The 26,742-nt window shown below is 49.9% G+C and carries 28 protein-coding genes, 4 pseudogenes and 1 riboswitch; of the genes and pseudogenes, 6 read left to right on the forward strand and 26 right to left on the reverse strand.

Annotation, left to right across the window (positions count from 1 at the left end):
- Positions 1-248 precede the first annotated feature (248 nt).
- Positions 249-2,108 (forward strand): hypothetical protein, encoded by a 1,860-nt coding sequence (locus tag FYJ45_RS01095; protein WP_154463066.1) that lies wholly within the window; start codon positions 249-251, stop codon positions 2,106-2,108.
- Here the strand turns inward: FYJ45_RS01095 and FYJ45_RS30220 are convergent.
- The 8 genes and pseudogenes from FYJ45_RS30220 to FYJ45_RS01115 all read right to left on the reverse strand — a co-directional run bounded on the left by FYJ45_RS30220 (position 2,105) and on the right by FYJ45_RS01115 (position 7,152).
- Positions 2,105-2,575, reverse strand: a complete 471-nt coding sequence (locus FYJ45_RS30220; protein ID WP_235930468.1) for an ATP-binding response regulator — start codon at positions 2,573-2,575, stop codon at positions 2,105-2,107. The two genes, FYJ45_RS01095 and FYJ45_RS30220, sit on opposite strands and share 4 nt — an antisense overlap.
- Positions 2,576-2,591: 16 nt before the next feature.
- Entirely contained in the window at positions 2,592-2,960 is a 369-nt protein-coding gene (locus tag FYJ45_RS30225) for a sensor histidine kinase (protein ID WP_235930469.1), read from the reverse strand.
- Between the two features lie 5 nt (positions 2,961-2,965).
- Positions 2,966-3,370, reverse strand: a complete 405-nt coding sequence (locus tag FYJ45_RS30230; protein ID WP_235930470.1) for a transporter substrate-binding domain-containing protein — start codon at positions 3,368-3,370, stop codon at positions 2,966-2,968.
- Between the two features lie 35 nt (positions 3,371-3,405).
- Positions 3,406-3,939, reverse strand: coding sequence for a substrate-binding periplasmic protein (locus FYJ45_RS32500; RefSeq protein WP_321170200.1), 534 nt, complete (start codon positions 3,937-3,939; stop codon positions 3,406-3,408).
- Between the two features lie 18 nt (positions 3,940-3,957).
- Positions 3,958-4,484 (reverse strand): annotated as a pseudogene (locus FYJ45_RS32970) (response regulator); the annotation flags it as partial.
- A gap of 160 nt (positions 4,485-4,644) precedes the next feature.
- Entirely contained in the window at positions 4,645-5,493 is an 849-nt protein-coding gene (locus tag FYJ45_RS32975; RefSeq protein WP_330588470.1) for a PDC sensor domain-containing protein, read from the reverse strand.
- A gap of 50 nt (positions 5,494-5,543) precedes the next feature.
- A pseudogene (locus FYJ45_RS01110) lies at positions 5,544-6,370 on the reverse strand (ABC transporter substrate-binding protein); the annotation flags it as partial.
- A gap of 68 nt (positions 6,371-6,438) precedes the next feature.
- On the reverse strand, positions 6,439-7,152 hold the full coding sequence (locus FYJ45_RS01115; protein WP_154463067.1) for a 4Fe-4S dicluster domain-containing protein: 714 nt from the start codon (positions 7,150-7,152) through the stop codon (positions 6,439-6,441).
- A 172-nt stretch (positions 7,153-7,324) separates the two neighbouring features.
- On the opposite strand from FYJ45_RS01115, the gene FYJ45_RS01120 reads away from it, so the two are divergent.
- Complete coding sequence (locus FYJ45_RS01120; RefSeq protein ID WP_154463068.1) at positions 7,325-7,990, forward strand: Crp/Fnr family transcriptional regulator; 666 nt, start codon at positions 7,325-7,327, stop codon at positions 7,988-7,990.
- Between the two features lie 78 nt (positions 7,991-8,068).
- Here the strand turns inward: FYJ45_RS01120 and FYJ45_RS32980 are convergent.
- The 5 genes and pseudogenes from FYJ45_RS32980 to FYJ45_RS33000 all read right to left on the reverse strand — a co-directional run.
- Positions 8,069-8,683, reverse strand: a pseudogene (locus tag FYJ45_RS32980) (hybrid sensor histidine kinase/response regulator); the annotation flags it as partial.
- Positions 8,653-9,102, reverse strand: coding sequence for a hypothetical protein (locus tag FYJ45_RS32985; RefSeq protein WP_330588473.1), 450 nt, complete (start codon positions 9,100-9,102; stop codon positions 8,653-8,655). The gene FYJ45_RS32985 and the pseudogene FYJ45_RS32980, both read right to left, overlap by 31 nt.
- Before the next feature lie 29 nt (positions 9,103-9,131).
- The gene (locus tag FYJ45_RS32990) at positions 9,132-9,227 is read right to left on the reverse strand and encodes a hypothetical protein (RefSeq protein ID WP_331672532.1); all 96 of its coding nucleotides are present in this window, start codon (positions 9,225-9,227) and stop codon (positions 9,132-9,134) included.
- Positions 9,227-9,547, reverse strand: coding sequence for a PAS domain-containing protein (locus tag FYJ45_RS32995; protein ID WP_330588474.1), 321 nt, complete (start codon positions 9,545-9,547; stop codon positions 9,227-9,229). The genes FYJ45_RS32990 and FYJ45_RS32995 overlap by 1 nt, the downstream gene beginning before the upstream one ends.
- The gene (locus FYJ45_RS33000) at positions 9,507-9,968 is read right to left on the reverse strand and encodes a nuclear transport factor 2 family protein (protein WP_330588475.1); all 462 of its coding nucleotides are present in this window, start codon (positions 9,966-9,968) and stop codon (positions 9,507-9,509) included. Before FYJ45_RS33000 ends, FYJ45_RS32995 begins: the two co-directional genes overlap by 41 nt.
- 313 nt (positions 9,969-10,281) lie before the next feature.
- On the opposite strand from FYJ45_RS33000, the pseudogene FYJ45_RS01135 reads away from it, so the two are divergent.
- Together FYJ45_RS01135 and FYJ45_RS01140 are read left to right on the forward strand one after the other, a co-directional pair.
- A pseudogene (locus tag FYJ45_RS01135) lies at positions 10,282-10,797 on the forward strand (carboxypeptidase M32); the annotation flags it as partial.
- Positions 10,798-10,866: 69 nt separating this feature from the next.
- Positions 10,867-10,940: riboswitch (Fluoride riboswitch) on the forward strand.
- 74 nt (positions 10,941-11,014) lie between these two features.
- Complete coding sequence (locus FYJ45_RS01140) at positions 11,015-12,217, forward strand: cation:proton antiporter (protein WP_154463069.1); 1,203 nt, start codon at positions 11,015-11,017, stop codon at positions 12,215-12,217.
- A 229-nt stretch (positions 12,218-12,446) separates the two neighbouring features.
- Here the strand turns inward: FYJ45_RS01140 and FYJ45_RS01145 are convergent, their stop codons facing one another.
- The 8 genes from FYJ45_RS01145 to FYJ45_RS01180 form a co-directional block, all read right to left on the reverse strand.
- A complete protein-coding gene (locus tag FYJ45_RS01145; RefSeq protein WP_154463070.1) occupies positions 12,447-14,288 on the reverse strand; it encodes a hypothetical protein in 1,842 nt (613 codons plus the stop codon).
- Positions 14,289-14,849: 561 nt separating this feature from the next.
- On the reverse strand, positions 14,850-15,782 hold the full coding sequence (locus tag FYJ45_RS01150; RefSeq protein ID WP_154463071.1) for a hypothetical protein: 933 nt from the start codon (positions 15,780-15,782) through the stop codon (positions 14,850-14,852).
- Between the two features lie 92 nt (positions 15,783-15,874).
- Entirely contained in the window at positions 15,875-16,387 is a 513-nt protein-coding gene (locus tag FYJ45_RS01155; RefSeq protein ID WP_154463072.1) for a hypothetical protein, read from the reverse strand.
- On the reverse strand, positions 16,387-16,782 hold the full coding sequence (locus FYJ45_RS01160) for a DUF4430 domain-containing protein (RefSeq protein WP_154463073.1): 396 nt from the start codon (positions 16,780-16,782) through the stop codon (positions 16,387-16,389). Before FYJ45_RS01160 ends, FYJ45_RS01155 begins: the two co-directional genes overlap by 1 nt.
- 266 nt (positions 16,783-17,048) lie before the next feature.
- Positions 17,049-17,402, reverse strand: a complete 354-nt coding sequence (locus FYJ45_RS01165) for a hypothetical protein (RefSeq protein ID WP_195841594.1) — start codon at positions 17,400-17,402, stop codon at positions 17,049-17,051.
- A complete protein-coding gene (locus FYJ45_RS01170; protein ID WP_154463075.1) occupies positions 17,345-17,665 on the reverse strand; it encodes a hypothetical protein in 321 nt (106 codons plus the stop codon). Before FYJ45_RS01170 ends, FYJ45_RS01165 begins: the two co-directional genes overlap by 58 nt.
- A 172-nt stretch (positions 17,666-17,837) precedes the next feature.
- Positions 17,838-17,987 carry a GNAT family protein gene (locus FYJ45_RS01175; protein WP_154463076.1) on the reverse strand — a complete coding sequence of 50 codons (150 nt, stop codon included), beginning with the start codon at positions 17,985-17,987 and terminating at the stop codon, positions 17,838-17,840.
- A 9-nt stretch (positions 17,988-17,996) separates the two neighbouring features.
- On the reverse strand, positions 17,997-18,206 hold the full coding sequence (locus FYJ45_RS01180) for a hypothetical protein (protein WP_154463077.1): 210 nt from the start codon (positions 18,204-18,206) through the stop codon (positions 17,997-17,999).
- A 381-nt stretch (positions 18,207-18,587) separates the two neighbouring features.
- Here FYJ45_RS01180 and FYJ45_RS01185 point away from each other — a divergent pair, with 381 nt between their 5' ends.
- On the forward strand, positions 18,588-19,811 hold the full coding sequence (locus tag FYJ45_RS01185) for an FprA family A-type flavoprotein (RefSeq protein WP_154463078.1): 1,224 nt from the start codon (positions 18,588-18,590) through the stop codon (positions 19,809-19,811).
- 48 nt (positions 19,812-19,859) lie between these two features.
- On the opposite strand, the gene FYJ45_RS01190 is transcribed toward FYJ45_RS01185, so the two are convergent.
- The 5 genes from FYJ45_RS01190 to FYJ45_RS01210 all read right to left on the reverse strand — a co-directional run bounded on the left by FYJ45_RS01190 (position 19,860) and on the right by FYJ45_RS01210 (position 26,253).
- Positions 19,860-21,221 carry an MATE family efflux transporter gene (locus FYJ45_RS01190; RefSeq protein WP_154463095.1) on the reverse strand — a complete coding sequence of 454 codons (1,362 nt, stop codon included), beginning with the start codon at positions 21,219-21,221 and terminating at the stop codon, positions 19,860-19,862.
- Positions 21,222-21,438: 217 nt separating this feature from the next.
- Positions 21,439-23,289: an asparagine synthase (glutamine-hydrolyzing) gene (gene asnB, locus FYJ45_RS01195; RefSeq protein ID WP_154463079.1), complete on the reverse strand. Its 1,851-nt coding sequence runs from the start codon at positions 23,287-23,289 to the stop codon at positions 21,439-21,441.
- A 100-nt stretch (positions 23,290-23,389) separates the two neighbouring features.
- Positions 23,390-23,983, reverse strand: a complete 594-nt coding sequence (locus FYJ45_RS01200; protein ID WP_021633806.1) for a dipicolinate synthase subunit B — start codon at positions 23,981-23,983, stop codon at positions 23,390-23,392.
- 18 nt (positions 23,984-24,001) lie between these two features.
- Positions 24,002-24,829 (reverse strand): dipicolinate synthase subunit DpsA, encoded by an 828-nt coding sequence (locus FYJ45_RS01205; RefSeq protein ID WP_035320534.1) that lies wholly within the window; start codon positions 24,827-24,829, stop codon positions 24,002-24,004.
- 245 nt (positions 24,830-25,074) lie between these two features.
- A complete protein-coding gene (locus tag FYJ45_RS01210) occupies positions 25,075-26,253 on the reverse strand; it encodes a winged helix DNA-binding domain-containing protein (RefSeq protein WP_154463080.1) in 1,179 nt (392 codons plus the stop codon).
- Positions 26,254-26,351: 98 nt separating this feature from the next.
- Here FYJ45_RS01210 and FYJ45_RS33005 point away from each other — a divergent pair, with 98 nt between their 5' ends.
- Positions 26,352-26,444, forward strand: coding sequence for a GNAT family N-acetyltransferase (locus FYJ45_RS33005; protein ID WP_408609478.1), 93 nt, complete (start codon positions 26,352-26,354; stop codon positions 26,442-26,444).
- Positions 26,445-26,742: the final 298 nt, after the last annotated feature.

A 26,742-nucleotide genomic window follows, 5' to 3' on the forward strand; every position in this document is an offset into this window, starting at 1 on the left:
TCCGCGCACTTTCCTGCGCTTATCCATTAAAGCCAAAACTGTTCAATGCAACCAGTATACTACGTATCTGCGATCTTAGCCACTCTTTAAACTGTGAAAATACACCGAAAATTCAAAAGTTACGATTTCTTTAATATTTCCCCGGACATCTTGCGAAAATCCGCTCCAGGATATAACATAAAATCAGAACAATTAATAACGGCATTCATCTGCCGGAAACCACCTTCCTCAGCAAAGGAGGAGCATCTATGGAAAAAAACACCCCTATAACCGTTCCCGCCCTTACCTGTCTTGCCACCGCGCTCTTACTCAGCGCCGCCCTTCTTGGCGGGTGCGGCCTGCCTGCGGATAATGCCGCGGATCCGGTTATTGACGCGGGAACAGCTTCCGGCGCGCAAAGCCAGGATGGCAACCATGCCGTGTCCGAAACACAAAACGGCGCGCAGACAGATAACGCCGGGCAAAGCTTCGGCGGGAAAGCCCTGTCACAAGAGGACTCGTCTCTTCTGGCCGCCCTTCAGGAGGCTTCGGAAGAAGAGGTTTTACTGTTCGACTGTGCGGATTATGATAATGACGGAGTCCGGGAGGCCTTTGCCTTTACCGGAACCAGGCAGGATGGTTATCTGAAGGGACATATCTGGTTTGCCGGCGCAGGGGGGACGCAGCAGCTTGCCCCCAGAAGACAGACGCCGGATGGCCAAACTGTCGGGGAGCAACCTGAATATTTTCAGGATCGCAGCGCTGTCCTGGAAACTGCCGATGGCCTTTGCTACTGGTACGCGGAAACAGACGGCGCCAGCTCCACCCTCTCCTTTCTTTGGGGAGTTCAGGACGGCAGCCCCTACGAAACTGTCCTTTCAGGAAAGGGAATGAACCTGACAAAGGATGGAAATGACAATTTTTTCCTGACCCAAAGCTCCTTCGATGGGGGAACCGACGGCGCCGGCCATTCTTATAAGCCCTGCTATTTTTACTACGCCGGCGGCGCTTTTCATGAGTACGGTTCCTGTCCCCTCACCCAGGAGGAATTTCTGGCCCTGGAAGGCGCCGCGGACTGCATTGCCCCTTTCCAGGCAGAGAATTACTGGATACGTGAAATCTGGCTGCGGGGGAATGGTCTCATCCAGGTAAACATGACGGATAATTCACTGAATAAAACCGTTGCCTGCGCTATGGAAGGCGGCAGTCTGGCTGTCATATCGGAAAACGACGGGCTGTCAGGCACCTTAATCGGAGAAATCGTCTCAGCAGACTGGTTTGGCGGCCAGAATGCCCTGCAGAGCATTTGGGAACAGAAAAACAGTGGACAGGACGGCCTGTTCGCAGCCCTGCAGCCAAACGAGAATGCATGGTACGATCTGAACGGAGACGGTCTGCCGGAAATAATCTGTTTCAAGACGGACTATGACGAGGAATCGTATCGGTCAGAGGGCATCAGCATTGAGATTGACGGACGCGAGGTTTGGAGTCTGAAGCAGGGAGCCGCAGGATATTATGTCTGGGTAACAGATTTGGACGCGGCCGATGGGAAAAAGGAACTGGTTCTGAAGGGACAGGAAGAAAATGACTGCATTTTCATGCTGAAGCTTCTGTCTTATGAAAATGACGCACTCAAAGAGCTTGGCGATCTGGCGGAGACCTCCGTCTTAAACGGCACCGGAAATCTTTACCGCATCTCATCCTGGGATGAGGGATATGGAAATTACATAAAAATACCGGGTGACGGCACCCTTTCTGTCTGGGCCGACACACCGGTATTCGTAAACGGTCTTGGATGCTATTACGTAAAGCTTTCCTTCCGCTGCAGCGATAACGGCTTCACTCAGCTGCAGCAGGACGAATATGAGATGAAAGTCCCCTGGATGTATGGAGAACCCTTTGTCTATACAGCACAGGCGGCGCTGCCCTTCTTTGATTCACCGGAAGATCAGCCTTCCGGGGTACCGTCCTTTATACTGGATCCCGGAGACCAGATGTACTGTCTGGCCCTGGCTCCCTGTACGGAAGAACTCATCTTTGTAAAGATGGAACGCACCGATGGAAGCGAAAAGGGCTGGATGCTCTTTTCTGAAACACAGCTTTTCACGGAACTGCCGGGCTGGGGTTAATCCCCGGCCTGAGGCTTCTGCCTGCTTTTATTCATAACCCTGTTCAAAACATGATACAGATAATCCACATCCACCGGCTTAGTAACAAAGCCGTTCATCCCTGCCGCCGCAGCCGCCCGTTCCAGCTTCCGGATGGCCCTGCATGCTTCCAGCCCGTCCATTACCGGCATCTGGAGATCCATGAGAATCGCCTGGAATTCGCCTTCACTGCTGTCGCGGAACATTTTCAACGCCGTTTCGCCATTCTCAGCCCTGCAAACCTGCGCTCCCTTCATCTGCAGCAGCTCCTCTGCAATTTCAGCATTCAGATCATTATCTTCCGCAAGCAATATCCTGATTTCTCCCAGAGACTGCGGCGTTTCCTCTTTTTCCTCTTCCGATTCCAACATGGCAAGCGGAAATTCCACTGTAAAATAGAACTCGCTGCCCTTTCCCTGTTCGCTTTTCAGCTTCAGTTCCCCGCCCATCAGCTTAACAATTGTTTTACTGATGGCAAGGCCCAGGCCGGTTCCGCACTATTACCCTGCCGCCTGCCGGCGTAAATTTGAAGGCATTGGAAATCAGATTCATCAGCACCTGCTTCAGCCGTATGGCATCCCCGGAGAGAATATCATCCTTTATCCCATCCTCCAGGACAAATTCCAACCCTCGTCTGCCTGCCTCCGCAGTCATCATGCTTTTCAGTTCATCCGCCACGCGTCCCATGGAAAAAGGTTCGCTGGTTATTGTCATCATTTCATTCTCTATCCTGCTCATATCCAGGATGTCACTGATAAGATTCAGCAGATAATGGGAGGAGGAGCGTATTTTTCCCAGGTTCTCACGGATATTTTCGGGAACGTTCTTCTCCATGCAGGTTAAGTCTCAGGTACGGTTTTAAAATACCTTACCTCGGCGGCGGCTACTTCCTTAGGCATTTCCCGCCCCTCTATAATACCGCCGATTAGACCTTCCGATGGGTAACTGACCGCCTTATTTCTTACCAGGATATCGTTCAGGGAAGCATAGGAAGCGGAAAGCGCCAGATCCATCTGTGCAGCTTCCTCTTCGTTTCCCATAAACGCGCCCAGCATATCCGCTTTTCCTTCCTGCACCATAGCCAGCGCCTTCGCATAGCTGTTCGTATACACATACTCAAATTCCAGTCCGGTAAATCCGGCTACGGCACCCAGGACATCTGATATAATACCGTCATGCAGATCATTATCCGTCTGCGCGCAGAACAGAGGATGCCAGTTTTCCACTACCGCAACGGAAACCATCTTTTTCTGCGCGATATATTCTTTTTCCTCTTCATTCAGGATAATGCCTGCAATGCTGCCGTCCGGAAAATTGGCCTTGTAGCGTTCTTCGGCAAAGTTAGGATTGGAATCCTGCTTTCCAGATATACCTTCAGATGCCGGATATTCTCACCCGCACGCTCATATACGCCTATAGTCTTTCCTTCAATACTTTTCAGGTCATAGGCCTTAATGCTCATATCGTCCCGGCGCGCCAGAAGCACTGATTTGGTGTAGCCCGAATTATAATCAGGATAGGCAAAAAACTTTTCAAACTCTTTTCTGTAGTAGGTGCCCCCCATCAGATCAAATTCGCCCGCCAGGAATCTGTCGGTCATACTTTCACTGTCCGTAGGAATGTATTCATATTTCCATCCGGTATTTTTGGCTATCTCATTCAGATAGTCCACAACTACACCGTGACGGTTGCCTTCCCTATCGATTTCCGTAAATCCATCCACTTCAGGGAAGGCCACGCGCAGCACCAGTCCCGATTCCGGCTCCTTTGCCTGTTTTATACAGGGATAAAGCATTTCTATTATGAGAAGCATGACAAGCTTCCCTTCCGACAGGTATTGTTTCAGTATCCGTTCCAGCTCATTCAGATCGATCGGTTTTGCCAGGTGGGCGTTCATCCCCGCCCGGCAGGCCGCCTTCACATCCTCTGCAAATGCATTCGCCGTCATGGCTACAATCGACAGTCTTTTCACATCCTGCCGTTCCAGGGCCCGAATTTTCCTTGTTGCCTCATAGCCGTCCATTTCAGGCATCTGGATATCCATCAGGATCAGGTCATAGTAACCTTCTTCTGATTCCCGCACCATCCTGACCGCTTCCGCTCCGTCACAGGCCTCCTCAATAACGACGCCGCTTTCTCCCACAAGTTTCCTGGCAATTTCCCGGTTGATTTCATTATCCTCTGCCAGCAAAACCCTTTGTCCCTGTAATCTGCCTTCCAGCCGGGCCGTACAGGTTTCGTACCTTCCCTGTCTCCACTCAGCTCACTGAGCAGATAACATACTTTGGAACGGTAAAAAGGTTTGGCAAGGAAGGCCGTCACCCCGACTTCCCTGGCTTTCCCCGGGGACCTCCTCCACCTGGGCATTTTCCGGCTGCATAGGCATAGTCACTGTAAAGACAGAGCCTTTCCCGGGACAGCTTTCCACATGGATGTCGCCGTTCTATCATTGTTCAGGCTGAGCAGATGCTGGCTGGACAGGCTGATTTTGCGCAGACATTCCACCACACGGTCCCTGTCATCCAGGTGGGCCATTCCTGCGTGAAATAAGAATGGCCAGCTTATCCTCCGAATATGGATCCTGGCGCATCACCCTGTTTTCAAACCTGTTTTTCCTGTCATTCTCCGCTGTATCCCTGAAAAAACCTATCGTCTGCTCATAATCCTCCGGGTGGACGATATCCTTTATGGCGTTGCCTTTGGGCACGTCGTTTTGCGCATCCTCCGGATATTCAAGCAATCTGAGGCCCTCTCTGTTCAATTGCAGAATGCATAGCGGCTGCTCCTGCGTGATAAGGGCAATCCCTTCCGGCACCGCATTATATAAATGCCCTATGTATTCCGCCTGATTGCCCAGCTTTCTGTCAGTCCTGTTCACATAGCGGACATAGAATGCCACAAGCAGGAAAATCCCAAGAATAATGCTGGCTATCAGCGTCATTGTACGCATCAGGATTTCATTCGTCCGCTTCTCCACCACATTCCTGGAAATGATGGAAATCAGATACCAGTCGGACTGCAGCTTCAGCGGCGTATAGCAGAATACCATCTGTTCCTCCTGATATGCAAATACAGCCCAGCCCGTACGGAAATCTTCCAGGGCTTTGGCAAACTCCCGGATTTTATTCTCACTGTTCTGAGTGACCGGAAGCATATCAAACAGGTTCTGGACCGTCTTATTGCTGTTGGGATGGGGCGGACGAATCAGTACGTCCCCGGTTGTATTTATTACATAGGAAAAACCCGCGTCATTATAAAATGACAGGGAAAAGCTATCCACAATATTTTCCACTTCATATTCCTTCACAAGGAACCCCGTCTCACCGTCCCGCAAATCGATCCGGACAAACAGGTCAAATACATTCACCCCTGTGACGCTGCTTATATGCGGATTTATAATCCCATCCTTCTTATTGGTTCCACTCTTCCTGCCGCCCATGCCCCGGTCAGCATAAAAGGGGCTTCCCCTTTGGTAAATTCCTATAAATCATCGGATGTCTTCCTGGTTTCCACCGCTTTCTTCGCATCCACATACCCCTTATCAATCATTTCTTTTACAAGGAGGAAGCCCGGTTCCAGATAATCGCTCAATGCCTCTTCACCGCTGTTCAGACTGGAAAATACTTCTTTTTTCCTTTTCTCCTGATACAGAGAGTAAAATCCCCTGCCGATTACAAGCGTCTTCAGCGAAATATCATTATTGGCAATCACAGGAGTGATTCCCTGCCCCGCAAAATACTCGCAGGCCGCCATCCATTCTCCCAGATTTTCCGGCACCTTCTGATTATGCTCCTTCAAAAGATCCAGATTGCAGTAAAGCCCGAAAACGGATACGGTGGTTGGCACCCAGTATATCCTGCCGTCCACCTCCATCTGTCCCCGCATACTCTCCGTAAAATTTGACATCGTGCCAAGCCCGGATAAATCAGCCACAAGCCCCTGGTTTTTCAGTTCCAGCAGGATATCGTGGTTGACCATAAACACATCATCGCCTTTTCCCGCCGCCATCCGCTTTTCCAGCGCATTATAATATGCAGTCCCCTTCAGGCTTTCATAAGATATCCTGATACCCGGATTTTCTTTCATAAACTCCGATATGATCTCTTCTATAATATAATAAGAACGTTCTCCGGTTCATACTTATTCCCAAAAAAGGTAAGCGTAATGCTCTCCCGGTCTGTCTCCTCATAATTCACCACCTGATTGCCGTTCCCGCAGCCCGCCAGAATAAAAATGCATGCCAAAACCGCTGCGCATATAAAACATACCCTGACAGGGAAGGCTGCCGATGGTTCCCACCCTGTTTCTCCTTTTATTTTTCAAGTATCCGGCCGTCAGTGGATATCGTTACCACCTGCCAGGGGATAAATTTGCCGCTGTTTTTCAGGGCTGTCACCGCCGCGTGTTCGATACCGCCGCAGCAGGGCACCTCCATCCTTACAATAGTCAGGCTCCTGATGTCGTTTTGACGGATGATTTCCGTCAGTTTTTCACTGTAATCCACACTGTCCAGCTTGGGGCAGCCAATAAGGGTCACCTTACCGCGGATAAAATCCTGATGGAAATTGCCGTAAGCATACGCGGTACAATCCGCGGCAACCAGCAGGCTGGCTCCGTTAAAATAAGGGGCATTCACCGGCGCCAGTTTGATCTGTACCGGCCACTGCCGCAGCCGGGAGGGAACAGCCTCCATTGCATGTTCAGGCTGCTGCGTCTCCTGTCTGTCAAGCTCCCTTGCCCTGCTGCCGGGGCAGCCGCCGGAAACAGCCCCGCCCTCTGGCTGCATTTTTTTCTTTTTATTTTCCAGGACCGCGCCTTCATCATAGGCCGCCGCCTCCCTCTCCACAAAGGAAATCGCTCCTGTAGGACAGGCGGGAAGGCAATCTCCCAGCCCGTCACAATAATCATCCCTGAGCAGTTTTGCCTTGCCGTCAACCATTCCGATTGCACCTTCATGACACGCCGAAGCACAAAGACCGCAGCCATTGCATTTTTCTTCATTAATATGAATAATTTTTCTTACCATAATTCCTACCTCCTTTTATTACTCCCGGATCGCAGCAGCTTACCTATGGGCCTGTCACGCCGGGAATTCTTAGCTATCACATCGGGAACTCTTTACTTGACTTTCTGGAGTAAGTATAATACAATCCTTCCAACATGTATGTTGTTAAAACAACAAATGGAGGAAATTTTTTTTGAATTATAAATTTTTGTCAAAAACTCTGTTATTCCGGGGAAATACGGAAGAAGAAATCAAGGCAATGCTTTCCTGCCTTGGCGCAGAACAGAAGCACTATATAAAAGGAAGCACTGTTTATCATGCCGGCGAAGCGGTGGATGCAATCGGACTGGTGCTTTCCGGTCGTGTGCAGATAGAAAATGACGATCACTGGGGGAATAAAAGCCTGCTGGACAGCGTGGGGGAGGGCATGATTTTTGCGGAAACCTATGCCTGCATCCCGGGAGAGCCCATGCAGGTAAGCGTAACTGCCTCGGAAAACTCCGAAATCCTGTTCCTCAACGCCGCCAGAATGCTGCAAACCTGCCCCGGCGCCTGTGAGTATCACGGCAGGCTGATCCGGAACCTGCTCACCATCTCGGCACAGAAAAATCTGATTCTCTCCCGCAGGATTTTCCATACCTCTCCCAAATCAATCCGCGGAAGGCTTCTGTCCTACCTTTCCTTCCAGGCGTCCTCCCAGGGAAGCAGTGAATTCACGATTCCCTTCAACCGTCAGCAGCTGGCAGATTATCTGAGCGTGGACCGGAGCGCCCTGTCCAATGAGCTGGGTAAAATGCAGAAGGACGGGCTTCTTAAGGTAAACAAGAACCATTTTATCATCCGGGACAATCAGCCGTAGCCGCAGATGCGCAGCGGCCGCACAAAAAGAGCCGGGATTCCGTGAAGTCTCAATCCCGGCTCTTTTCGCTGCCTGTTACTAATAATCTTCTTTTCCAAAAATGAAATCATAAAGCGTCTGGAACATACGCTCCGGTTCAATGGGCTTGGCCAGATGGGCATTCATACCCGCCGCCTTGCTCTTTTCAATATCATCATCAAAGGCATTGGCCGTCATTGCAATGAGTCCGTTCTCCGCGGTATCCACCGTAAAGCCCTTGCTTTCCAGAAGCATCACCGCCACTTCGGTGTTAATCTGGTTGTCCTCTGCACCCGTGCCTCCGTAAAGGGAGGTGGTTCCTGTGGATTCCTGGGAAAAGGGTTCAAATATATGCGGGATAAAATCATCACCCATCCCCACTCCCGTGTCATTGACAATAAAACGGAGCATGGCGTCGTTTTTTGTTTTCCTGCGCTGGGATGCGGAAAAGGTCACCTTACCGCCCTCGCCGGTAAATTTGATGGCATTGTTTAAAATATTGATCAGCACCTGCTGCAGCTTCATGGCATCCCCGATATAATAATCGTCCAGCACCGGGTCCACGATACATTCATACTCCACGCCCTTGGCCTCCGCATCCAGGATATCATTTATCAGGGACAAAAGGAGACGGGAGGAAATTCCTATTTTTGAAATGCAGTCCTCTCCGGATTCCTGAAGGAGCGCAGCTTCGTACTCTCCCAGAAGCTGCTTCCGGTGTTGCTTCTGCGGAGGAATTCAAAGTGATAATCCGTTTTTCCGTTGGCATAATCGGCCAGCACCTTCTCCCGTTCCAGAGTGCTTCCAATCCTTTTCCTAATTTCCGGATCCATGGCTGATCGCTCCAGGCTGAAAATAGTATCCTCATAGGAAATCCCGATATGGGCCACCGCCATTTCCGAAGTTGAAACGTAGGTTTCCAGCCTCCCCTGAGTCACATTCAGGCTTCCCTGAATGCTTCCCTCCGCAGAAGATACCTCCGCAAAATAAGACAGCTCCTTTTCATACAGATTCAGCACTCTCTGCTGCAGCTGTTTTTCATCCGTTATATCTACAAAAACACAATAAAAATACTGCTCTCCATCTTCTTCCATAAACAGCTGCGCCTTGATGGAAATCCATTTTACACTTCCGTCCCTGCCACTTCCGCCTGTGCACGCTTCTGTGCCGTAATATCCATGCAGACCGATATGATCGCAGGCCTCCCGTCTTCAGCCATTACTCTGCGTCCCATGTCATGAACCCAGATGTAAGAACCATCCTTTTTTTCATGCGGTATTCCACCACATATTCAACATCCTCTGCCAGCTGCTCCATCACTGCCCGTTCCACCATATCCCGATCCTCGGGATGCATGCAGTTGGAAACGCAGCCTTCAATATCCGTTACGAATTCGGCCTCGTCCGCATAGCCCAGGTAATTCAGCATCCTGCGGTTGACGAAATAAAACGGAAAGTTTTCCTCTATGTAACCGCCCATCATACCGCCGGGCAGGGACTCATTCAAAAGCTCCTGTCTCTGCCGAATGGTATTCTCCATAACCAGCGTCTTCGGGTAATGTTCCGTCCCCCGCTGGCTGCCGGCAGGCTCGGCAAAGTGGAAGCTCTGGAGCTTCCAGCCCTCCCCCCCCCTCCATTACCATGGTAAAGAAACCGCGTACATGCCAGGTATACACAGAATTTTTCAGAGTAACCTCCGCAGACAGGTTACGCACATGCTCCGCTATAACCTGTTCATTTATCTCCGTCAGAAGCAGTGTAAACGGCTCCGGAATCTCCAGCATATCCTGTCTGAGATAGGAAAGCATCTCATCCCTGCCCCGTGCTGACTCTCCGATTCCGGTGCCCACAAAATCCACGTCTTCCCTGATAAAGGCCAAAGCCGCCTCCACATCCCGTTCCACAAGCCAGGCCCGGCAGAATGCCTGCAGCGCCTCCCCTGCCGTCATTTGATAATTCATCTGTTTATCCTCTCTGTAACTGCATGTCAATAGCACTCTATCCACCGGAGCATCATCGTTTCCTATTCTTCCTCTTTTCCTGCTTTGAACCCGGAAAACTACAGCAAAAAAAGAGTCGTGATCCACTCCGCATCATGCTCATTCTAATGACTGTGCGTGATACGGCAGGCCAGACTCCAGGATTCTTCCTGTTTGTTTTATGCTCTTTACCCCAATTCACGCTGTTTTGCCCGCCTACATCCATTTTACCTTCTCAGCCGCAACTTCACGGCAAAGCGGCCGCCGCCCGTTTTACAGTTGAGTTTACAGACAGCTGGGAGAACTTCTTCCTCAGTTTCAGACCGTTCCCTTTGATGTTTTCTGCCGGACGATCAATGATGTCCGTCCCAGCTTCATACGGACGGAAGCGGACGAGGTGACCTACTGCCTTCACATTATCCTGCGCTATGAAATGGAAAAGGCAATTTTCCGTGACCATGCCGCCACAGACACGCTGCCGGAGCTTTGGAATGATAAAATGGAAGAGCTGCTTGGCATCCGTCCTTCCAACGATGCGGAGGGCATTCTGCAGGATATGCACTGGTCCGACGGTTCCTTCGGCTACTTCCCTTCCTATCTGCTGGGCTCCATTTACGGCGGCATGTTCTTAAATCAGATAGAAAAGGAGCTGGGAAGCCTGGAGCCCATCCTTGCGTAAGGCCGGGTAAAGGAAATCACCGCCTGGCTCAATGAAAAAATCCACCGTTACGGAAGCCTGTACAATTCCCGCCAGGCGGTGCAGAGGGTATGCGGCTGTGAAATTTCCGCAGCGTCGCTGCTGTCCTATTTCAATAAAAAGTATGGGGGAGATTTACGGATTTTAAAGGAAGCCTTGCTTTTCCTTTTTCCCCATGCTACAATAAGGTCCGGGAATGAAGTTCTCCCATGGCTTTTGCCAAAACCGCTGATAAAGCTGATGACTTCTGTGATTTTTTCACAGAGTCATTGGCTTTTTTTGCTGCCGGGTAAAGACCCGTAATCTGACATTCTTCAGGGAGGAATTTTTTATGCTTACATCACTCGCACTTATTTTTCTGGTGGGGCTGGCCGCCGCGTCCATCTGCCAGCGGATACGCCTGCCCCGTATCATCGGTATGCTGGCTACCGGAATCCTTTTAGGGCCTTATGTGCTGGATTTTCTTGACGGCTCCATTCTCAGCATCTCTTCTGATTTAAGGGAAATGGCCCTGGTCATCATTCTGATTAAGGCTGGCCTTTCGTTGGATATCAGTGAATTAAAGGAGGTGGGAAGGCCCGCGGTGCTTATGGCTTTCCTCCCCGCCGTCTTTGAAATCCTGGCTTTTGTCCTGCTGGCGCCAGGGATCCTTGGCGTCACTTTACTGGAAGCCGCCATCCTGGGCGCCGTGCTGGGCGCCGTTTCCCCGGCCGTAGTCGTGCCCAAAATGGTGCAGCTGATGGAAACCGGTTACGGCACCGATAAGGGGATTCCCCAGCTGATTCTGGCCGGGGCTTCCCTGGATGACGTATTTGTTATCGTCCTGTTTTCCACCTTCACGGGTATGGCCCAGGGCGGCGCCGTATCCGCCATGGATTTTGCCGGCATTCCCATATCCATCCTGCTTGGCATTGCAGGCGGCGCGCTGACGGGCTGGCTGCTGGCTCTCTTTTTTGAATCGCAGTATGCAAAAGAACGATATGTGCGCAACAGCATGAAGGTGATTATCGTTTTGGGGATTTCCTTTCTGCTGGTCGCACTGGAAACCTGGCTGGAGGGGACGCTGCCCTTCTCCGGTCTGCTGGCCGTCATGAGCATGGCCTGTGTCCTTCAGTTAAAAAGTGAAACCTTCGTAACCAGACGGCTGGCGGAAAAATTCGGAAAGCTCTGGCTGGCCGCAGAGGTCATCCTTTTCGTCCTTGTGGGCGCAGCCGTGGATATCCGCTATACGCTGGGCGCCGGGCTGGGAGCGGTTCTCATGATTTTCTTTGCCCTCGCCCTGCGTTCCGCCGGCGTACTTTTGTGCTTGCTGGGAACAAAACTTAACCGGAAGGAACGGCTGTTCTGCGTCATCGCTTATCTTCCCAAGGCCACCGTCCAGGCGGCAATCGGCTCCGTCCCCCTGGCCCTGGGCCTTCCCTGCGGAAAGCTGGTGCTCTCCGTGGCCGTGCTTTCCATTCTGATCACCGCTCCTTTGGGGGCTTTGGGCATGGACGCCACGTATAAACGGCTCCTCAACCGGAGGAGCCGCTGAATAAAGGCATTACCGCTGCAACTGCCCAACCGGAAAACTCCGGTGCAGCGTGGCTAAATGCATTGCAGCCTTTCAAAAGTAATATTTTCACAGCACTGCAGGGAAAGAGTCTGCTTCCTGCTCTCCCTTTCGCTGCCGATGCGGATATCCCGGAACACAATATTTTTCAGTTCATGCCCCGGTACAATTCTTTTTTCTTTGTACGCTGAAACGGCTCTTCGTCCAGCCCTTATTCGCCCCTGTCCGTTACCAGGATGAGGCTTTCCCTTTGTCCCAACGACAGCCTCATCTCCTGCACAGGAAGCTCCAGCTGCTTTATTGTACCGTTCCAGGCATCCCAGATCTGGCAGATATGGCCGTCTTCCAGCCGCAGGCTTGTGGTAACAGAATTTTCCCCTTCATTTACCAGAAACAAAAACTCCGTCCCTTCTTTTCTCAGGCAGGTACATCGAAGATCCCTGGCGGGAGGCAGGAAGGTTTCCGCCGGTTTTACGGCCTCTCTGATTTTCTGAGCGGTCAGGTCCGCATTCCAGACAAGGACAGTTCCTCCGCTTTCCTCCAGCCGGCGGAGAAAATCCCTGGTTTCCGGCGTATCCTTTCCGTCTGTAATAACCACAGGATAACGCTGCTGCCGGATTAGCACGCAGCCGTTTTCTATCCTGCAGGAAGGCAGAAGCTCCTCTTCCAGATAATTGAACTCTATCTGATTTTCAAACAGGGGCTTTGCGATTTCCCAGGAAAGCTCCTCGCTGCGGCATAATACTGCGGCCTTCGCCTGATTGACGGAATCCGTAAGCAGGCCGCACATACGCTTGATATAATCTGAAGCAATATGGTAATCCTCCCAGAAGCTGCTGTGCATGCCCACTTCCGGCGGTCTTTCCTCCTTTCGCCTGTCCCGCAGGGAATAATAAAAAGCATGAGGAAAAATCATGTTGACGCCTCTGACAAACAGCCAGTCCAGATACCATTTCATATCCTCCATGGTAAAACGGTAAGGATCCTCCGGCGCGCAGCAGCAGCCGAAGCATTCGTTCCCGTTCCGCCTTTTTCCCCGGTGCCTGGCGGAATCGGAGCTGCATTTTCCCATGGTACTGTGTTCGCCTGTGATCGCTTTTTCCTCTTCCGGCGCTACATAACGCCACACAATATCCTGACAGGGAATCGTAAAATGCTGTAAATACCCGATATCCGTAGATTTCTCCGGATGCCCGGTCATCGCCACGCCGTGCGCCGCGCACCAGTCCGCTATCTGCCTGTAATAGGCCCGGGACATTCTTTCATAAACCGCCCTTTTGTAGCGTTCACCTGCGCGTCTGCCCTCAGAGGAATCCGTATCTGCAAACAGCAGGTATAAATCCTGCTCATTTCCTCCCTGCCTGTAAAAATCCTCCAGGAAATTCCCGCTCCAGGCAATCATTCCCCCTTTGCTGCAGCGCCCCAGGATATTCGGTTCGTCAGTAAAGATCCCAATAATGGTATTCCCGAAATATTCCTTAAGTTCCTGATAATAGCGTTCGTGGGTAAGCTGCAGAAATAAGGCCACTGCTTCCGGATTCATCAGATCCGCACTGGCCGGCGCGCCCGCTTCTCCATCGTCTTCTCCATAATGAACGCCCCGGATGGTACCGCCGGAAGGGCCTTCCCAAAAATACCAGGTCTTTCCCTCCCGCTTCACGGCGGCAATAAGAAGCTCCCCTTCCTCCGCCGATTCCTGATCACTCATGCGAAGTCCCCGGGAAGCAAACGCCGGGTTCTCCCTGACCACCTGTCCGTGACAGGATCCGGAAGGATACATCGCCTCATCATAAAGCACAACTTTCATATGCAGCTGGGAAGCGCGCTTCACCGCATAACGGACGTAATGAAAATAGGTATCCGTCAGATAACCGATTTCCTCCGGCAGTCCCAGACGGGGATGAATTACAAACCCGTCCACCCCTTTTTCCTTAAAGGCAAGCATCTGCCGGTCCAGCTCTTCTTCAGTAAGATAATCATTCCAGAACCAGAAGGGAATGGGTGAGAATTCCTCCGACGGCTGCAGAAATTCTTTCTTAAGATTTTCCAACATGATTTTTCCTCTTTTATTCTTGTTTTTTATAACAGTTTTCTATATCACATATCTATGTAAGTGCTTACATAGATAGTATCTAATTACTGCGAGTTTGTCAATATTTATTGCGTATTTGCAGTAAAGAATTGTACTTATATCGATGTAAAACCTGCGCCAGATTCCTTCCGTCTTTGCCTTCTTCATAGAAACAAAAGCAGGAAAAAACCGCCTGATAATCCTGGTGCAGCCGTTTAAAAAAGGCAAATACAGCGCCATGGCTGAAACCTCCCTGGTTCTGATTGTGAATACTGATTCCTGCGTTTGTGTAAGCGTTTACATAAGTGTAGCGGATTATAAAAATTTTGTCAATTTATCTACTCACTATTATCGCAGACTTTACAATTGTCATTCCCAGACGGTTTCTGCGCCACATTACTTGTTTCACAGTCTGTTTCAAATGCAAATGCATGTCTTCCAGCTCTCTCTGATAACCTGTCTACTTCGCTCCGTACGGACGGCCGCCGCATATTTCCATAAAGGAAGGCCCGGGAATCGCATCCCGGACCTTTCCTTATTTCCCTATTTCCACATTTCCACATAAACCGTTTTTCCTTGCCCGGAATTCGGATTTTTACTCTTTTCCGCCGTCTGCGGATTCTGTTCCTGAATGTATGCGCCATAATCTTCAATATATGCATAATCCAGGAATGCTTCTCTTGCGGCGTTCATTGCGATCTTATAAGCGCTTCCGTCCTTTCTGATAAAATAGTAGGCAAATCTGTTAAAGCTGCCCAGATATCCGTTTTCATCCCGGTAAGCACAGACGATTTTTTCATATTCTGCTTCCTTCTGAAGTTTTCCTGTTAAAACAGCCTTTGCCGTTTCACACATTTTCTCCATCTTTCCTTCCAGCACAGCGTAACTTACGGCATCTGCTTCCATATCCGCGGCCAGGCTGCCGGAAGCCCCCAGAAGAGTTCCGTCCTGTGGATCAAAATAGAAATAATAGTATTCCGTGCTGCGTACGCTGAAGTTAACATTATAGACGCCTTTTCCCTCAGCCCCCATATCTGTATCCAGATAATGGTTCAGTTCCATCCCCTTTTCGGACACGCCATACAGATTATGAAGCCATTCGGTTCCCAGCGCAATTGCCTTTTCTTCGGTAATCCCGCCGCTTTCCGCGATCTGTTCCCTGGCCTGCTTTTCTTCTGCCGTGATATCCGCCGGCTCCGTTCTTTCGGAAAGCACATAATCCCTTTTGATTTCAAACTCTATAATCTGCAGCAGCTCTTCATCCGTAAGTTCACGCTCCGGCAGACAGAAGGTTGAGGTATCCCTGGCATAATAAAGCGAATCCGCCGTCTCCTTTTTCTGCGTCTGCTCCTGTCTGAGTTCCCCCTGCGGGAAAGTTCCCTGGAGATAGGCTCTGTACAGATTCCCATACCTTTCCTTCTCTGTCTGCGTATACTCCCTGGAATAGCTGTCCGCATTCACCTCCTGGCTGTCCATAACGCTTTCCACCTCTTTTATTTCTTCCGCAGGAATGTGCTGCATCCGTTCGAATTTACCCGGAAATGACCGCAATAAAAAATGCGGTGAAATCAATTTTCACACACATTGATTTCACCGCAGGTCCTTTTTAATATGGAAAGCACAGGCTTAAAAAGCACAAGACATACCACTACATTCCCGACACAGTGGGGAATGTCATAGGCCAGGCCTGATATCCAGTAGGCAAACGCCGCCTGCGGGCCCCCTATGGCAAAATAAGGCAGCGCGCACAGCGCGCCGAAGGTAATCCCAAAAAAACCGGAAAGGATGCTCCAGAACAGCACCGATTTCTGTTTTCTGAAAAACAGGCTGACTGCGGCCTGAACACTCCAGACATAAAGATAATTGATCCACCATAATCCGAAGCCGTAAATCAGCCCTTCCACCAGCACAAAAATATAGATGATAAAAAACACCTTTTTGCCGAACACAAGCGTATAGGCGATTACTAAAAGGGTCACAACTTCAATATTGGGAAGAAACCCCAGCGCAACCTGCCCTATGATCAGCAGCGCGCTGAGGATCCCCATAAGCGCTATTTCCTTTGTATTAAGATGTGCCATTAATAGCCTTCCTTCATGGTCAGTTCAAAACGATCTCCGTCCGCTATCGGGGTCTGATCAGCAGAAGTATTGACGGTTTCGCCGCCCTTGGTGATACACCACCACTGCTGCTTTGTATCGTCAGCCTTCTCTCCGTCCACGGCAGTGATGAATAAACCATAAGGTCCCATTTCGCCTTCCACCAGCTGTTCCGCTTCCAGCACTTCGCCAAGGTACGCCGCATCCGTATGGTATTCAAAGGTCTGCTCCGACTGATCCCCGTGCACTACCACAACCGTAACGTTCTTGCTTCCCGCTTCTCCTGACGGACGGAATTTTCCATAAAGGATTGCTGCTCCCGCACAAACAAGAAGCAGGAGCACTGCGGCTATGATAATTCCTTTCTTTTCCTTCATATTCTTTTTCTCCTTCCCTCATGCTGTTTCATTCATCTGTTTTCCGGTTCAGCATGATATCCGTAACTTCTATATCATACCAGCATTTATGGATGGATTGCAATATCAAATATGAATGGAATTCACTTGTCTTCTGCCATTTTTTATCCTTTGGCATGGGGAAATTCCAATACCCCTGCGGCCCGGAACCCATATAGAACAGAAAGTATTTATCTTCCCAGCCGGCGTGTTCCGCAGCAACACAGTTATCCCACCGCCGGCTGTTCCTACGTGATATTGAGTATCACACGGCCATAAGAGGTCAGCACCGGCTCCCCGTCATCCGTCAGCGACAGTATGATGTGAACGCTGCCTGTCCTGGCCGATGCAGGGATTGTGATGGCGGCCTTCTGGGAGTATGCGCCTGATATATGGATTTTTTCCTTGCAGCTTCCGGCTTCTTCGTAAATCCACCAATGATAGAAAAGATGATTACCATCCGGATCTGAGGAGACTGCTGCGCTTAAGCTTATAGTATCGCCCGGTCTGACCTGCCGGATCATAATGTTTCCTGCCAGGCCTTCTAAAACGACGGTGGGTTCATGATTTGCTTCTTCATAGCTCTTTGTGCACCAGTCCATTCTGGCCTGGAAGCTGTTTTGGAAATCCTTTCTCCAGCAGGAAATGGTGGTTTTGGGGTCAGAACGGTTTGTATCTGATGTTCTTTCAACCGGTGTTTTAAATGGTCCGGCATATGTATTTTCTTCGGCTGCCGGCCCGTTTTCCATGGTTCCGGCAGCAGGAACAGCATCCCTATGGAACTGCTTCTTGCCTTCTGCTTCGCCATTGTCACCGGAATAAATGTTATCTTCCGCATCAAAATATCTGTTTTCTCCGCCTTCAAACCGGCCTCCCCAGCCGATATACCCATTCAGATACCAGGCTGAATAAATATTAACTCCAGCCAGTTCAAAATCACCTTCAGCAACAGGTTCACTGTCTAACAGGCATTAAATTTTTCTTATCCTGTAATCTTTGCATACACTCGGCCAGTGCCTCCCGGTATTTCTCCTGATTCAGTTTTCGCAGCACCTGAAATTCATCCCTTCCCAGTATTTCATTGTATCAGGATCTGTCATCCATTTTAAGAATAATTCAAAATCATCCCTGCTCTCCTCCATTTTTCTGATGCAAATATTATCTTTATTTGCTATTACATTCATCATATGCCTCCGTTATCCTTTCCTGACATTATGACAACAGCGCTTTATCCTGGCCGGAACTTCCAGACAATCGCAAATGGAGCAGCATACTCCAATAAAGCGCGCCTGCACCAATTGTTCCCTATTTGCCGCCCTATAGGACAGAACCGCATTTTGTTCTATTTCATCCAGATTAGGTTTATCCATCAGTTCAATATCCTGAATAAATTTTTCTTCTTTCACAAAACAATCCACCAATTTCTGAAAGCATTCCGCATATTCTCTTTTATCCATGAATGATACCTCCCCGTTTCCCGCTGTATATGCATCAAGCTTATCAAAATCAATGTCCTATAATCAGTACTCTCTATCCAAATATAAAGATAATACAATTAAAGACAGCAGGTTTACGGGTTTGTCCATGAATTTCATTAATTTGAATTTCCTGCCCATATTCGGTACATAATGCTAATAACCGATCAAATCACCGCAGATCTCCGATACACAAATATATTGATCTTTTTAAACAAATCCTGTATTGTATTTTTGGTTAGTGTATTCTAACTCTTTTGCAGTATAAAATACATTGAAATCATAAAGCCTCAATGAAAGGAGCATTCAAGCATGTACTGTACTCGAAAAATTACTGACGCCGTCACCTGGGTCGGCGGATGTGACCGCCGGCTGTCACTGTTCGAAAATCTTTTCCCGGTTCCCAGTGGCGTCGCCTACAATTCCTATCTGATTCTGGATGAAAAAACAGCGTTGCTGGATACTGTGGACTCTTCCATCTCCCGCCAATTTCTGGAAAATGTGCTCCATACACTGGATTCACGCCCTTTGGACTATTTAGTGATAAACCATATGGAGCCGGATCACTGCGCCAACATCAGTGAACTTCTCCTTCGTTTTCCCGGGCTGAAAATCGTCGGGAATGCCAAAACCCTTACCTTCATCCGGCAGTTCTACGATATGGATCTGGAGGGCCGGGCAATTACCGTTAAAGAAAAGGATACGCTCCCGCTCGGCCGCCATACCCTGCATTTTTACCTGACGCCCATGGTCCATTGGCCTGAAGTTATGATGACCTATGAGGAAAGCGAAAATATCCTGTTCTCCGCCGACGCCTTTGGCTGCTTCGGAGCCCTGAATGGCAATATTTTTATTGACGAACTGGACTATACGCAGGACTGGCTGGCGGAAGCCAGACGGTATTACGGCAACATTGTAGGAAAATACGGGCCGCAGGTACAGGCTGCGCTGAAGAAACTGTCTGCTCTGGAAATTGCCGTGGTCTGCCCTCTGCATGGGCCCATTTGGCGCAGCGACATCGACCTGCTGCTTGATATATACGCCCGCTGGAGCAGCTACGAGCCGGAGGAGCATACGGTCGCCCTGTTCTACGGCTCCATGTACGGCGATTCGGAAAACGCCGTCAACATACTGGCCGCCGGCCTTGCAGATGCGGGCATCCGTAAAATTGCGGTCTATGATATTTCCTGTACCCACATATCCTTCCTCATTGCCGAGGTATTCCGCTGCAGCCATCTGGTACTCACGGCTCCCACCTACAACAGCGGCATCTACCCGGCCATGCTGAATTTTCTTCATGATATGAAAGCGCTGAATTTGCAGAACCGTACGGTTGCCCTGATCGAAAACGGTTCCTGGGCGCCGGCCAGCGGCAGGCAGATGCGCACTCTGCTGGAAGAAATGAAGCAGATGAAAATTCTGGAGCCTGTCGTCACCATCAAATCCTCTCTGAAGGAGGATTCCCTGGGCAGCCTCCTTCAGCTGAAGGAGAGCCTGGCCGCTTCCCTTCGTGACGGCCATTCCTTTCAGGCCTAGTTTTACCTTTCAGGCCTGGTTTTACCTTTCAGGATACAGCCCGTCTTATTACTGCATAACCTTCAGCCGTCTCAAAAATGCCATCAAGAAAGGTATGGATGCAAGCAGAGTGCACACATCCGCCAGAGGCTGTGCCAGCTGTACGCCCAGCACTCCCGTAAACCGGGGCAGAATCAGGATCAGGGGCAGGAAAAATACCCCCTGCCGGCAAAGCGCCAGGAAGGTGGCCCTGCCCGACTGTCCCGTACTCTGAAGCGCCATATTGGCGGTTGTGGTAATGCCGCAGAACGGCATTACAAGGCACTGCGCCCTCAGCGCATAGGCCCCCAACGCGATTACCTGTGCGTCGTCCCTGCGGAAGGCTCTCAGAATCTGCGGGGCGAAAATGAAAATAATCAGGCTGAAAACCGCCATTACCACCGTACCCACCAGGATTGTGAAACGGGTGGCTGCATGCACTCTGTCATATTTTTTTGCCCCATAATTGAAGCCTGCCACAGGCTGGAAGCCCTGCCCAAAGCCAAGCATGGCGGAAAACATGAAAAACATAAGCCTTCCCACAATGCTCATGGCCGCCACAGCCGCATCCCCATACATTGCCGCATTCACATTCAACGCCACAGAGGCCAGGCTGGCAAGACCCTGCCGGCAAAGCGTGGGCATACCGGTTGTAACAATATCCACGTATGTTTTCAGCTGTTTGGAAACTTTGGTAATCCGCAGCCGCACATCACTCTTTCCTTTTAAGAAAAGCACCAGCAGAATGATGAAGCTCACCGTCTGGCTCAGCGCCGTGGCAATCGCCGCCCCGGCAGTTCCCAACCCCAGCCCGAAAATAAAAATGGGATCCAGGATAATATTCAGGATACCGCCGGTGCCGATTCCCAGCATGCCAAGCACGGATTTCCCTTCGCACCTGAAAATATTGTTCATCACAAAGGAAGCGCACATAATCGGCGCCGCCAGCAATATGTACTGTCCATAATCCCTTGCATAGGGAAGAATCGTTTCCGTCGCACCAAGCACCTGCATCAGGGGTTCTACAAAAAGCGACCCAAAAACAGTCAGCGCAAGTCCCAGCACAATCGCGGAAAAAAAGCCCGTACTGGCGGCGCATGTGGCATTTTCCTCCTCCTTTGCCCCAAGGTGCAGCGACACGATAGTCCCTGAGCCCATGCCTAATGTAAACCCGATGGCCTGAATAATGGCCATCAGTGAAAATACAATGCCAACTGCTCCCACCGCGCTTGTCCCTAATTGGGACACGAAAAAAGTATCCGCCATATTATAAATGGCCGATACCATCATACTGATAATCGTTGGAATCGCCAGCGTCGTGACCAGCTTCGGAACCGGTGTCTGTGTCATCTTCTCATAATGCGCCTGCCTGCGCGCTTCGTCCTGTGTCATTTCACCCACATAACCTCTTTCCGCGCAGGAATCCTCCATATATCGGACAGCGCGCTGTTTTATATTCTTACGAAAGTATCAGCTGGCAGAGGAGATATTTCCCCCTGCCAGCTGAAATTTTATCGTTATCTATAATATTAGCACATTTTTTACGGGCGCACCAGAGTGAAACGTATCAGGCTGATTCTTCATAATCACACCAGGCAAAAAGGCAAAATCACACCAGACTAATCCGATAATGCTCCAGCCAGTAATTCACCTGTAACAAATAAGCGAGCAGCTGCGGCCCGGCCATCAGCTGTCCGTAGAAGGGACGGGCATAATCGGATGGCTGTTCCATAAAATGTTCCACCTTCTTTTTATCAATCAGCAGGTTCAGCGGCGCATTCATATCGGAAAGCACCTCCCGCATATGGCTCCTCACAAGCTGTTCATATGCCGGATCATAGGTCTTGGGATAGGGACTCTTCCTGCGGTAGAGGACATCGTCCGGCAGCCAGCCCCTGCCGGCATCCCGCAGAAGCCCTTTTACAACGCCGTCATGGCACTTCATGCTCCAGGGAACATTCCACAGATATTCCATAATTAAATGATCAGCAAATGGCACCCTGGCCTCCAGCCCCACATGCATGCTGGTGCGATCCATCCTGTCAAGAAGCGTCTGCATGAACCATTTCAGATTCAGATAGGAAATTTCCCTGCGCCGCTTTTCTTCCCCAGCCTCCCCCTCTAAAACAGGTGTTTCCTCTATGGTTCTGCGGTATGCATTCCCTGCATACTCCTCCAGGGGCAGCTCCTCAAGCACTTCATCCTTAAGCAGCATCGTCCTGGGTGTAAAATCCATGGACCAGGGAAAACAGGCCGACTCAAAGCATTCTTTTTTATGAAACCAAGGATAACCGCCGAAAATCTCATCCGCACATTCCCCTGTCAGCGTCACCTTATGCTGCTTTGCCACTTTACGGCAGAAATACAGCATGGAGGACTCCACATCAGCCATACATGGCAGATCCCTGGCGTCCACCGCTTCAAAAAGATAGTCGTAAAGCTCCTCATTTCTGCATTCCAGGTAAAAATGCTGTGTATCCGCATATTTTCTGACCACATCCACCCAGGGCCGATCCTGCGAAGGCTGGAAATTGTTTGCCTGAAAATTAATATCATTGTCCTTAAAATCAAAGGAATAGGTGGACAGCATCTTCCCCTGTTTTTTCAGTTCGCTGCTGCAGATAGCAGTCACAAGACTGCTGTCCACGCCGCCGGACAGAAAGGTACAGACAGGGACATCGGACAACATCTGCTTTTTTACCGCATTTTCAATCAGATACCGGGTATGCTCCACTGTTTTTTCGTAGGACTCCTCATGGGGGCGGCTTTGCAGTTTCCAGTAACAATGCTGGTTAATCCCTTCCGGGCCAAATTCCAGGTAATATCCCGGCAGTACCTCCTTCACATTACGGAATACACCGCTGCCGTAGGTTTTGGCAGGCCCCAGCCCGAAAACCTCGCAGAGCCCGGCCTTATCCACCTGCGCCTGTATCCCGGGATAGCTGAGGATTCCCTTGATTTCCGATGAAAAAATGAGGGTATCCTCTTTTATGGTATAAAAACAGGGCTTTACGCCTGCCCGGTCCCTGTAAAGGTAAATTTTTTCCAGCCTTCCATCCCAGATCGCAAAGGAAAAAATACCATCCAGCCGCTTTACGAATTCTTTTCCGTAATGCAGATAAGCTGTCAGAATAACCTCTGTGTCACTGTTCGTCTGAAAGCTTTCTCCTGATGCCAGAAGTTCTTTTTTCAGCTCCGGCATATTATATAGCTCTCCGTTGTAACAGATCGCAAATTCGGCGCCGCCTTCTCTTTTTACCATAGGCTGGCGCCCTGACGCCAAATCGATGATGGACAGCCTCACATGAGCCAGGCCGCAGTGTTTTCCCAGAAAAATCCCTTTCTCATCCGGCCCTCTGTGTTTCTGGACGGTTTTCATTCGGTTCAGCACCGTCCTCCATTCTCCTTCGTTTTTTTCATAATTTATTCTGACGTTACAAAAGCCTGCAATTCCGCACATATGGCTTTCCGCCTTTCCTGTCATTTGACTTGATTACAGTAAAAGTTTACGATGTTTGGACTGTTACTGATTTTTCTTTCATCGCAGCGGCTCATGGCCTTTACGTTTCCCCGTAATCCACCAGTAAAGGCTGTATCTGCTTATGGTCAAGGGCCTGCATCAGCGCCGGTATGAGTCTGTCTGCGTGGGCTACGAGGGAATTCGGCTTTTTCTCCGGATTATCCTGGCCAAAGGGCACAAAATAAATATTTTTGGTATTCAGAAGAAGTCCTATGTTTTTCATATTCATCCCCAGGCCATCATTGGTGGAAATGAAGATCAAAAGAGGCTTGTTATTTCTCAGATGCGCCTTGGCACCCATCAGAACCGGTGTGTCCGTAATCCCGTTTGCCAGTTTGGCGGCAGTATTGCCGGTGCACGGCAGAATCGCCATAATATCCAGATAACCCTTGGGGCCTATCGGCTCCGCCGCCTCAATGGAGCATATCGGCTCCCTGCCCGCGATTTTGGCCGCCCGTTCCATGAACTCCTCCGGCTTCCCGAATCTGTTCTCTATGCTCTGGGAAGCATTGGAAAAAAGAGGGTAAATATCCGCCCCCAGCTGTGCCAGTTTTTCCATTTCCTTAAATATCTTCTCAAACGTACAAAAGGAGCCGGTCAGTGCAACTCCTATTTTTTTACCTTTTAAATCCATCGTTAAAATACGCTCCTTTCACAGATGTCTCAATACATAGTCCGTAAGGCACTTCGCGGAAGTCCTGCCGGCATATTTGCCGGGCAGGCCCGGACAGCGCAGGGCTGTTATATTAAGACGTTCGGCCGCCTTATAATCCACGCCGCCGCTTCCTGATGCAATGTCTATAATTAACGCATCTTCTCTTATTTTTTCAAGCAGCTTCTCCGTTAAAAGCAGGGCCGGGGCCGTATTGTAGATGTATTCAAACTCTCCCGCCTTGCTTTCAAGCTGTTCCAGAGGCAGTGTCCGAAGGCCATAGGCATCCGCCACCGCAAGCTCGGTCTGACTGTTGCTGCATACCGTAACGCAGGCAGAAAGGCCTTTCAGCTTATCGCTCAGTATCTTTCCGCATCTGCCATAACCGATGACAAGGCTTTCGCTTTTGTGTATATTGGTATCCTTATGCCGCAACGCTTCCAGCACCGCGCCTTCCGCTGTTGCAACCGCATTGAACACGGCAATGCTTTCCACCAGCATAAAATCACAGCAAAGGATATCCCTTTCACTGCATTCCTGCCGGAACGATTCCGGAATGACACCCCCGAAAATAGTGTGTTTTTTACGGATCAGCCGCGACAGCTCCCGGATTTCCAGAACCCCTTCTTTTTCCAGGGGAATCCCTCCCACAATCACATCCGCACCGTCCAGCGCCTCCTTCAAAGAATGCGCCCGGCCATCCGCGTTTTCCTTATCCGTTTCCTGAATTCCAAAGCTGATGACTCTATATCCATTTTCCTGAAAAAACGGTATCATAAAAGCCGTACGTCTGTCTCCTCCGATAACCGCAATATCGTATTCCGCCATAGTTGCCCTCCTGACTGCAGGTGTCATAAATCGACTTACTGTCTCATAAAATTGTATGCCGCTTATCCGCTGTTGTGCCTGTCAGGAAAGCGTGTTTGGAAAATGCCCCGGAACAGAATCTGCTGTAATACGGCAGAAAATGCCTGCAAAAAAGAAACAATTCCCACTAACGTTTTTCTTTTATACTTCCACTTTATACAGAAAAAGCGATACCGTTTCCGCATCGCTTTTTCCCAAAAATCCTGTTAAAATTCAATACCGATCAGCTTCTGCTGCCGGAAAGCTGCATATTCTTCAGCAAGTACAGAAATTTTTTCCTTATCCTGAAAACCGTTCCACAGGGTTATTTTCATCTCCATTCCCCTGCTCTTCTTTTTACCTGTCCAGATTCCAATGATTTCTCCCCGGTAAACAACAGTTCCCGGATTCGCCACCATTTTCCAGATCTGTTTATGCAGGGATTTATCCGGCTGCAAAATGCTTCTGTCACGCTGGTCAAGATATGGGTCGTGGCCGCCAAGAAGGAGCAATTCCCTTTGCAGCGGTTTCGGGGACAGAAGGCAGGCTTTGTCTTCGGAAAGAATCCAGGCCTTCTTACCCGCTGCTTTGACAGGCTCCATCTCCTCAGACACAGCTTTCCACATGCGGCGGGCCTGTTTTCCCGAGCAGCCAAGCCAACCTTCGAAAGAGGCAGGCGTTGCCGGTCCATAGCAGTGCAGGAATTTCCGCACCAGCTTCTTTTCCCCTTCTCCCTGGTTTCCCAGCGGATGGCCTGTCCAGGCGTTGTAAGAAGTAAAGGTGGGGCTGATTCCTTCCCGCGCCCCGAACACCACCAATCCGTCGAATGCACAGGGACGCAGCAGGAATGACACCACCGCGCCGCCCACCGTCTGTTTGTCCGGGCTGCCGTACATGGACGGATGGTTCCACAGCGTTTTCTTTTCTTCAGGAAGCAGCGGCAGCATCCATTCGGCCAGCGTCTGATCCAGAGCGCTTTTGGTCACGATTGTCTTGCCGTTAAGCCTGGGCATTACCTGCTTCAGCATTGGGAGCAGTTCTTCAAAGGACATCTGCAGAAAATCCAGCGCCAGGGAAATTCCCTGCGTATAAATCCATGGCTCATCCTCCTGCGGAATAAGCGCAGATAAAAAGACATCGCTTTCTTCCTCCGGGAATACAACAGGCGCGCCCCGCAGGCTCCATGCCTGCAGCAGACACCGTTCCTGGTACAAAAAACGGTTCATATCCTCCTGGCTGCAGGAAGGAATTCTGTTGTACAGCGCGGTTTCCCAGGTTCCGGGCGGACTGTTCTGCATACCGCAGGCGCCTGCGGCTGCGATGAGGTCTTCCTTTGTATAAAACGCATCCAGATGGTGGGAATGGAGCCGGAAATTTCTTATCTGTTCCAGGTTCAGTTCTGTCATAGGGGATTCCTTTCGTCCTGCGGGAAGCTGTATTAACTGTTTTTTATTATGAAGTTATTATACCTCTGCTTTTTGATGGTGACAAAGAAAAAATCAAAATGCATATCTGCTTTGAGACAGCGCCGGAGTATCGTGGCAGGGGGATTGCAAAAGCGCTTCTGAGGCGGGTCTGCAAGGATGCTGAAGCATAAGGCTTTGAATATATCGAAGTCTATCCGCAGGCTTCCAAAACCTGCTCCCGCTTGCTTTCACTGGTCCGATGGCAATGTACTATAATTTGGGTTTTGAAAAGATACAGCAGCAGGGGAAAACTATAGTTATAAGGGGAAAATTATCATCCTGTTAAACATCTTCTTGTGCTTTCCAGCTCTGAAAGGCGAAAATTTCTCGCACAAAAATTACTGATAAGCACTGAAGATTTAGCCGATGCATGATAAAATAAAAAAAAGTTTTTCGCAAAGGAGAAAATTTATCGTGACAAGGGCTGAA

Source organism: Eisenbergiella porci (assembly GCF_009696275.1).
Classification (GTDB): Bacteria; Bacillota; Clostridia; order Lachnospirales; family Lachnospiraceae; genus Eisenbergiella; species Eisenbergiella porci.

Excerpts from the sequence above, each read along its gene's own strand:
- FYJ45_RS01095 (WP_154463066.1), top strand. The coding sequence starts at position 249 with ATGGAAAAAAACACCCCTATAACCGTTCCCGCCCTTACCTGTCTTGCC.
- FYJ45_RS30220 (WP_235930468.1), bottom strand. The coding sequence starts at position 2,575 with ATGGGCGGGGAACTGAAGCTGAAAAGCGAACAGGGAAAGGGCAGCGAG.
- FYJ45_RS30225 (WP_235930469.1), bottom strand. The coding sequence starts at position 2,960 with ATGGAGAAGAACGTTCCCGAAAATATCCGTGAGAACCTGGGAAAAATA.
- FYJ45_RS30230 (WP_235930470.1), bottom strand. The coding sequence starts at position 3,370 with ATGGTTTCCGTTGCGGTAGTGGAAAACTGGCATCCTCTGTTCTGCGCG.
- FYJ45_RS32500 (WP_321170200.1), bottom strand. The coding sequence starts at position 3,939 with ATGCTTCTCATAATAGAAATGCTTTATCCCTGTATAAAACAGGCAAAG.
- FYJ45_RS01115 (WP_154463067.1), bottom strand. The coding sequence starts at position 7,152 with ATGGTAAGAAAAATTATTCATATTAATGAAGAAAAATGCAATGGCTGC.
- FYJ45_RS32985 (WP_330588473.1), bottom strand. The coding sequence starts at position 9,102 with ATGGAAGAAGATGGAGAGCAGTATTTTTATTGTGTTTTTGTAGATATA.
- FYJ45_RS32990 (WP_331672532.1), bottom strand. The coding sequence starts at position 9,227 with ATGGCTGAAGACGGGAGGCCTGCGATCATATCGGTCTGCATGGATATT.
- FYJ45_RS32995 (WP_330588474.1), bottom strand. The coding sequence starts at position 9,547 with ATGGAGAATACCATTCGGCAGAGACAGGAGCTTTTGAATGAGTCCCTG.
- FYJ45_RS33000 (WP_330588475.1), bottom strand. The coding sequence starts at position 9,968 with ATGAATTATCAAATGACGGCAGGGGAGGCGCTGCAGGCATTCTGCCGG.
- FYJ45_RS01140 (WP_154463069.1), top strand. The coding sequence starts at position 11,015 with ATGCTTACATCACTCGCACTTATTTTTCTGGTGGGGCTGGCCGCCGCG.
- FYJ45_RS01145 (WP_154463070.1), bottom strand. The coding sequence starts at position 14,288 with ATGTTGGAAAATCTTAAGAAAGAATTTCTGCAGCCGTCGGAGGAATTC.
- FYJ45_RS01150 (WP_154463071.1), bottom strand. The coding sequence starts at position 15,782 with ATGGACAGCCAGGAGGTGAATGCGGACAGCTATTCCAGGGAGTATACG.
- FYJ45_RS01155 (WP_154463072.1), bottom strand. The coding sequence starts at position 16,387 with ATGGCACATCTTAATACAAAGGAAATAGCGCTTATGGGGATCCTCAGC.
- FYJ45_RS01160 (WP_154463073.1), bottom strand. The coding sequence starts at position 16,782 with ATGAAGGAAAAGAAAGGAATTATCATAGCCGCAGTGCTCCTGCTTCTT.
- FYJ45_RS01165 (WP_195841594.1), bottom strand. The coding sequence starts at position 17,402 with ATGGACTGGTGCACAAAGAGCTATGAAGAAGCAAATCATGAACCCACC.
- FYJ45_RS01175 (WP_154463076.1), bottom strand. The coding sequence starts at position 17,987 with ATGATGAATGTAATAGCAAATAAAGATAATATTTGCATCAGAAAAATG.
- FYJ45_RS01185 (WP_154463078.1), top strand. The coding sequence starts at position 18,588 with ATGTACTGTACTCGAAAAATTACTGACGCCGTCACCTGGGTCGGCGGA.
- FYJ45_RS01190 (WP_154463095.1), bottom strand. The coding sequence starts at position 21,221 with ATGACACAGGACGAAGCGCGCAGGCAGGCGCATTATGAGAAGATGACA.
- asnB (WP_154463079.1), bottom strand. The coding sequence starts at position 23,289 with ATGTGCGGAATTGCAGGCTTTTGTAACGTCAGAATAAATTATGAAAAA.
- FYJ45_RS01200 (WP_021633806.1), bottom strand. The coding sequence starts at position 23,983 with ATGGATTTAAAAGGTAAAAAAATAGGAGTTGCACTGACCGGCTCCTTT.
- FYJ45_RS01205 (WP_035320534.1), bottom strand. The coding sequence starts at position 24,829 with ATGGCGGAATACGATATTGCGGTTATCGGAGGAGACAGACGTACGGCT.
- FYJ45_RS01210 (WP_154463080.1), bottom strand. The coding sequence starts at position 26,253 with ATGACAGAACTGAACCTGGAACAGATAAGAAATTTCCGGCTCCATTCC.
- FYJ45_RS33005 (WP_408609478.1), top strand. The coding sequence starts at position 26,352 with ATGCATATCTGCTTTGAGACAGCGCCGGAGTATCGTGGCAGGGGGATT.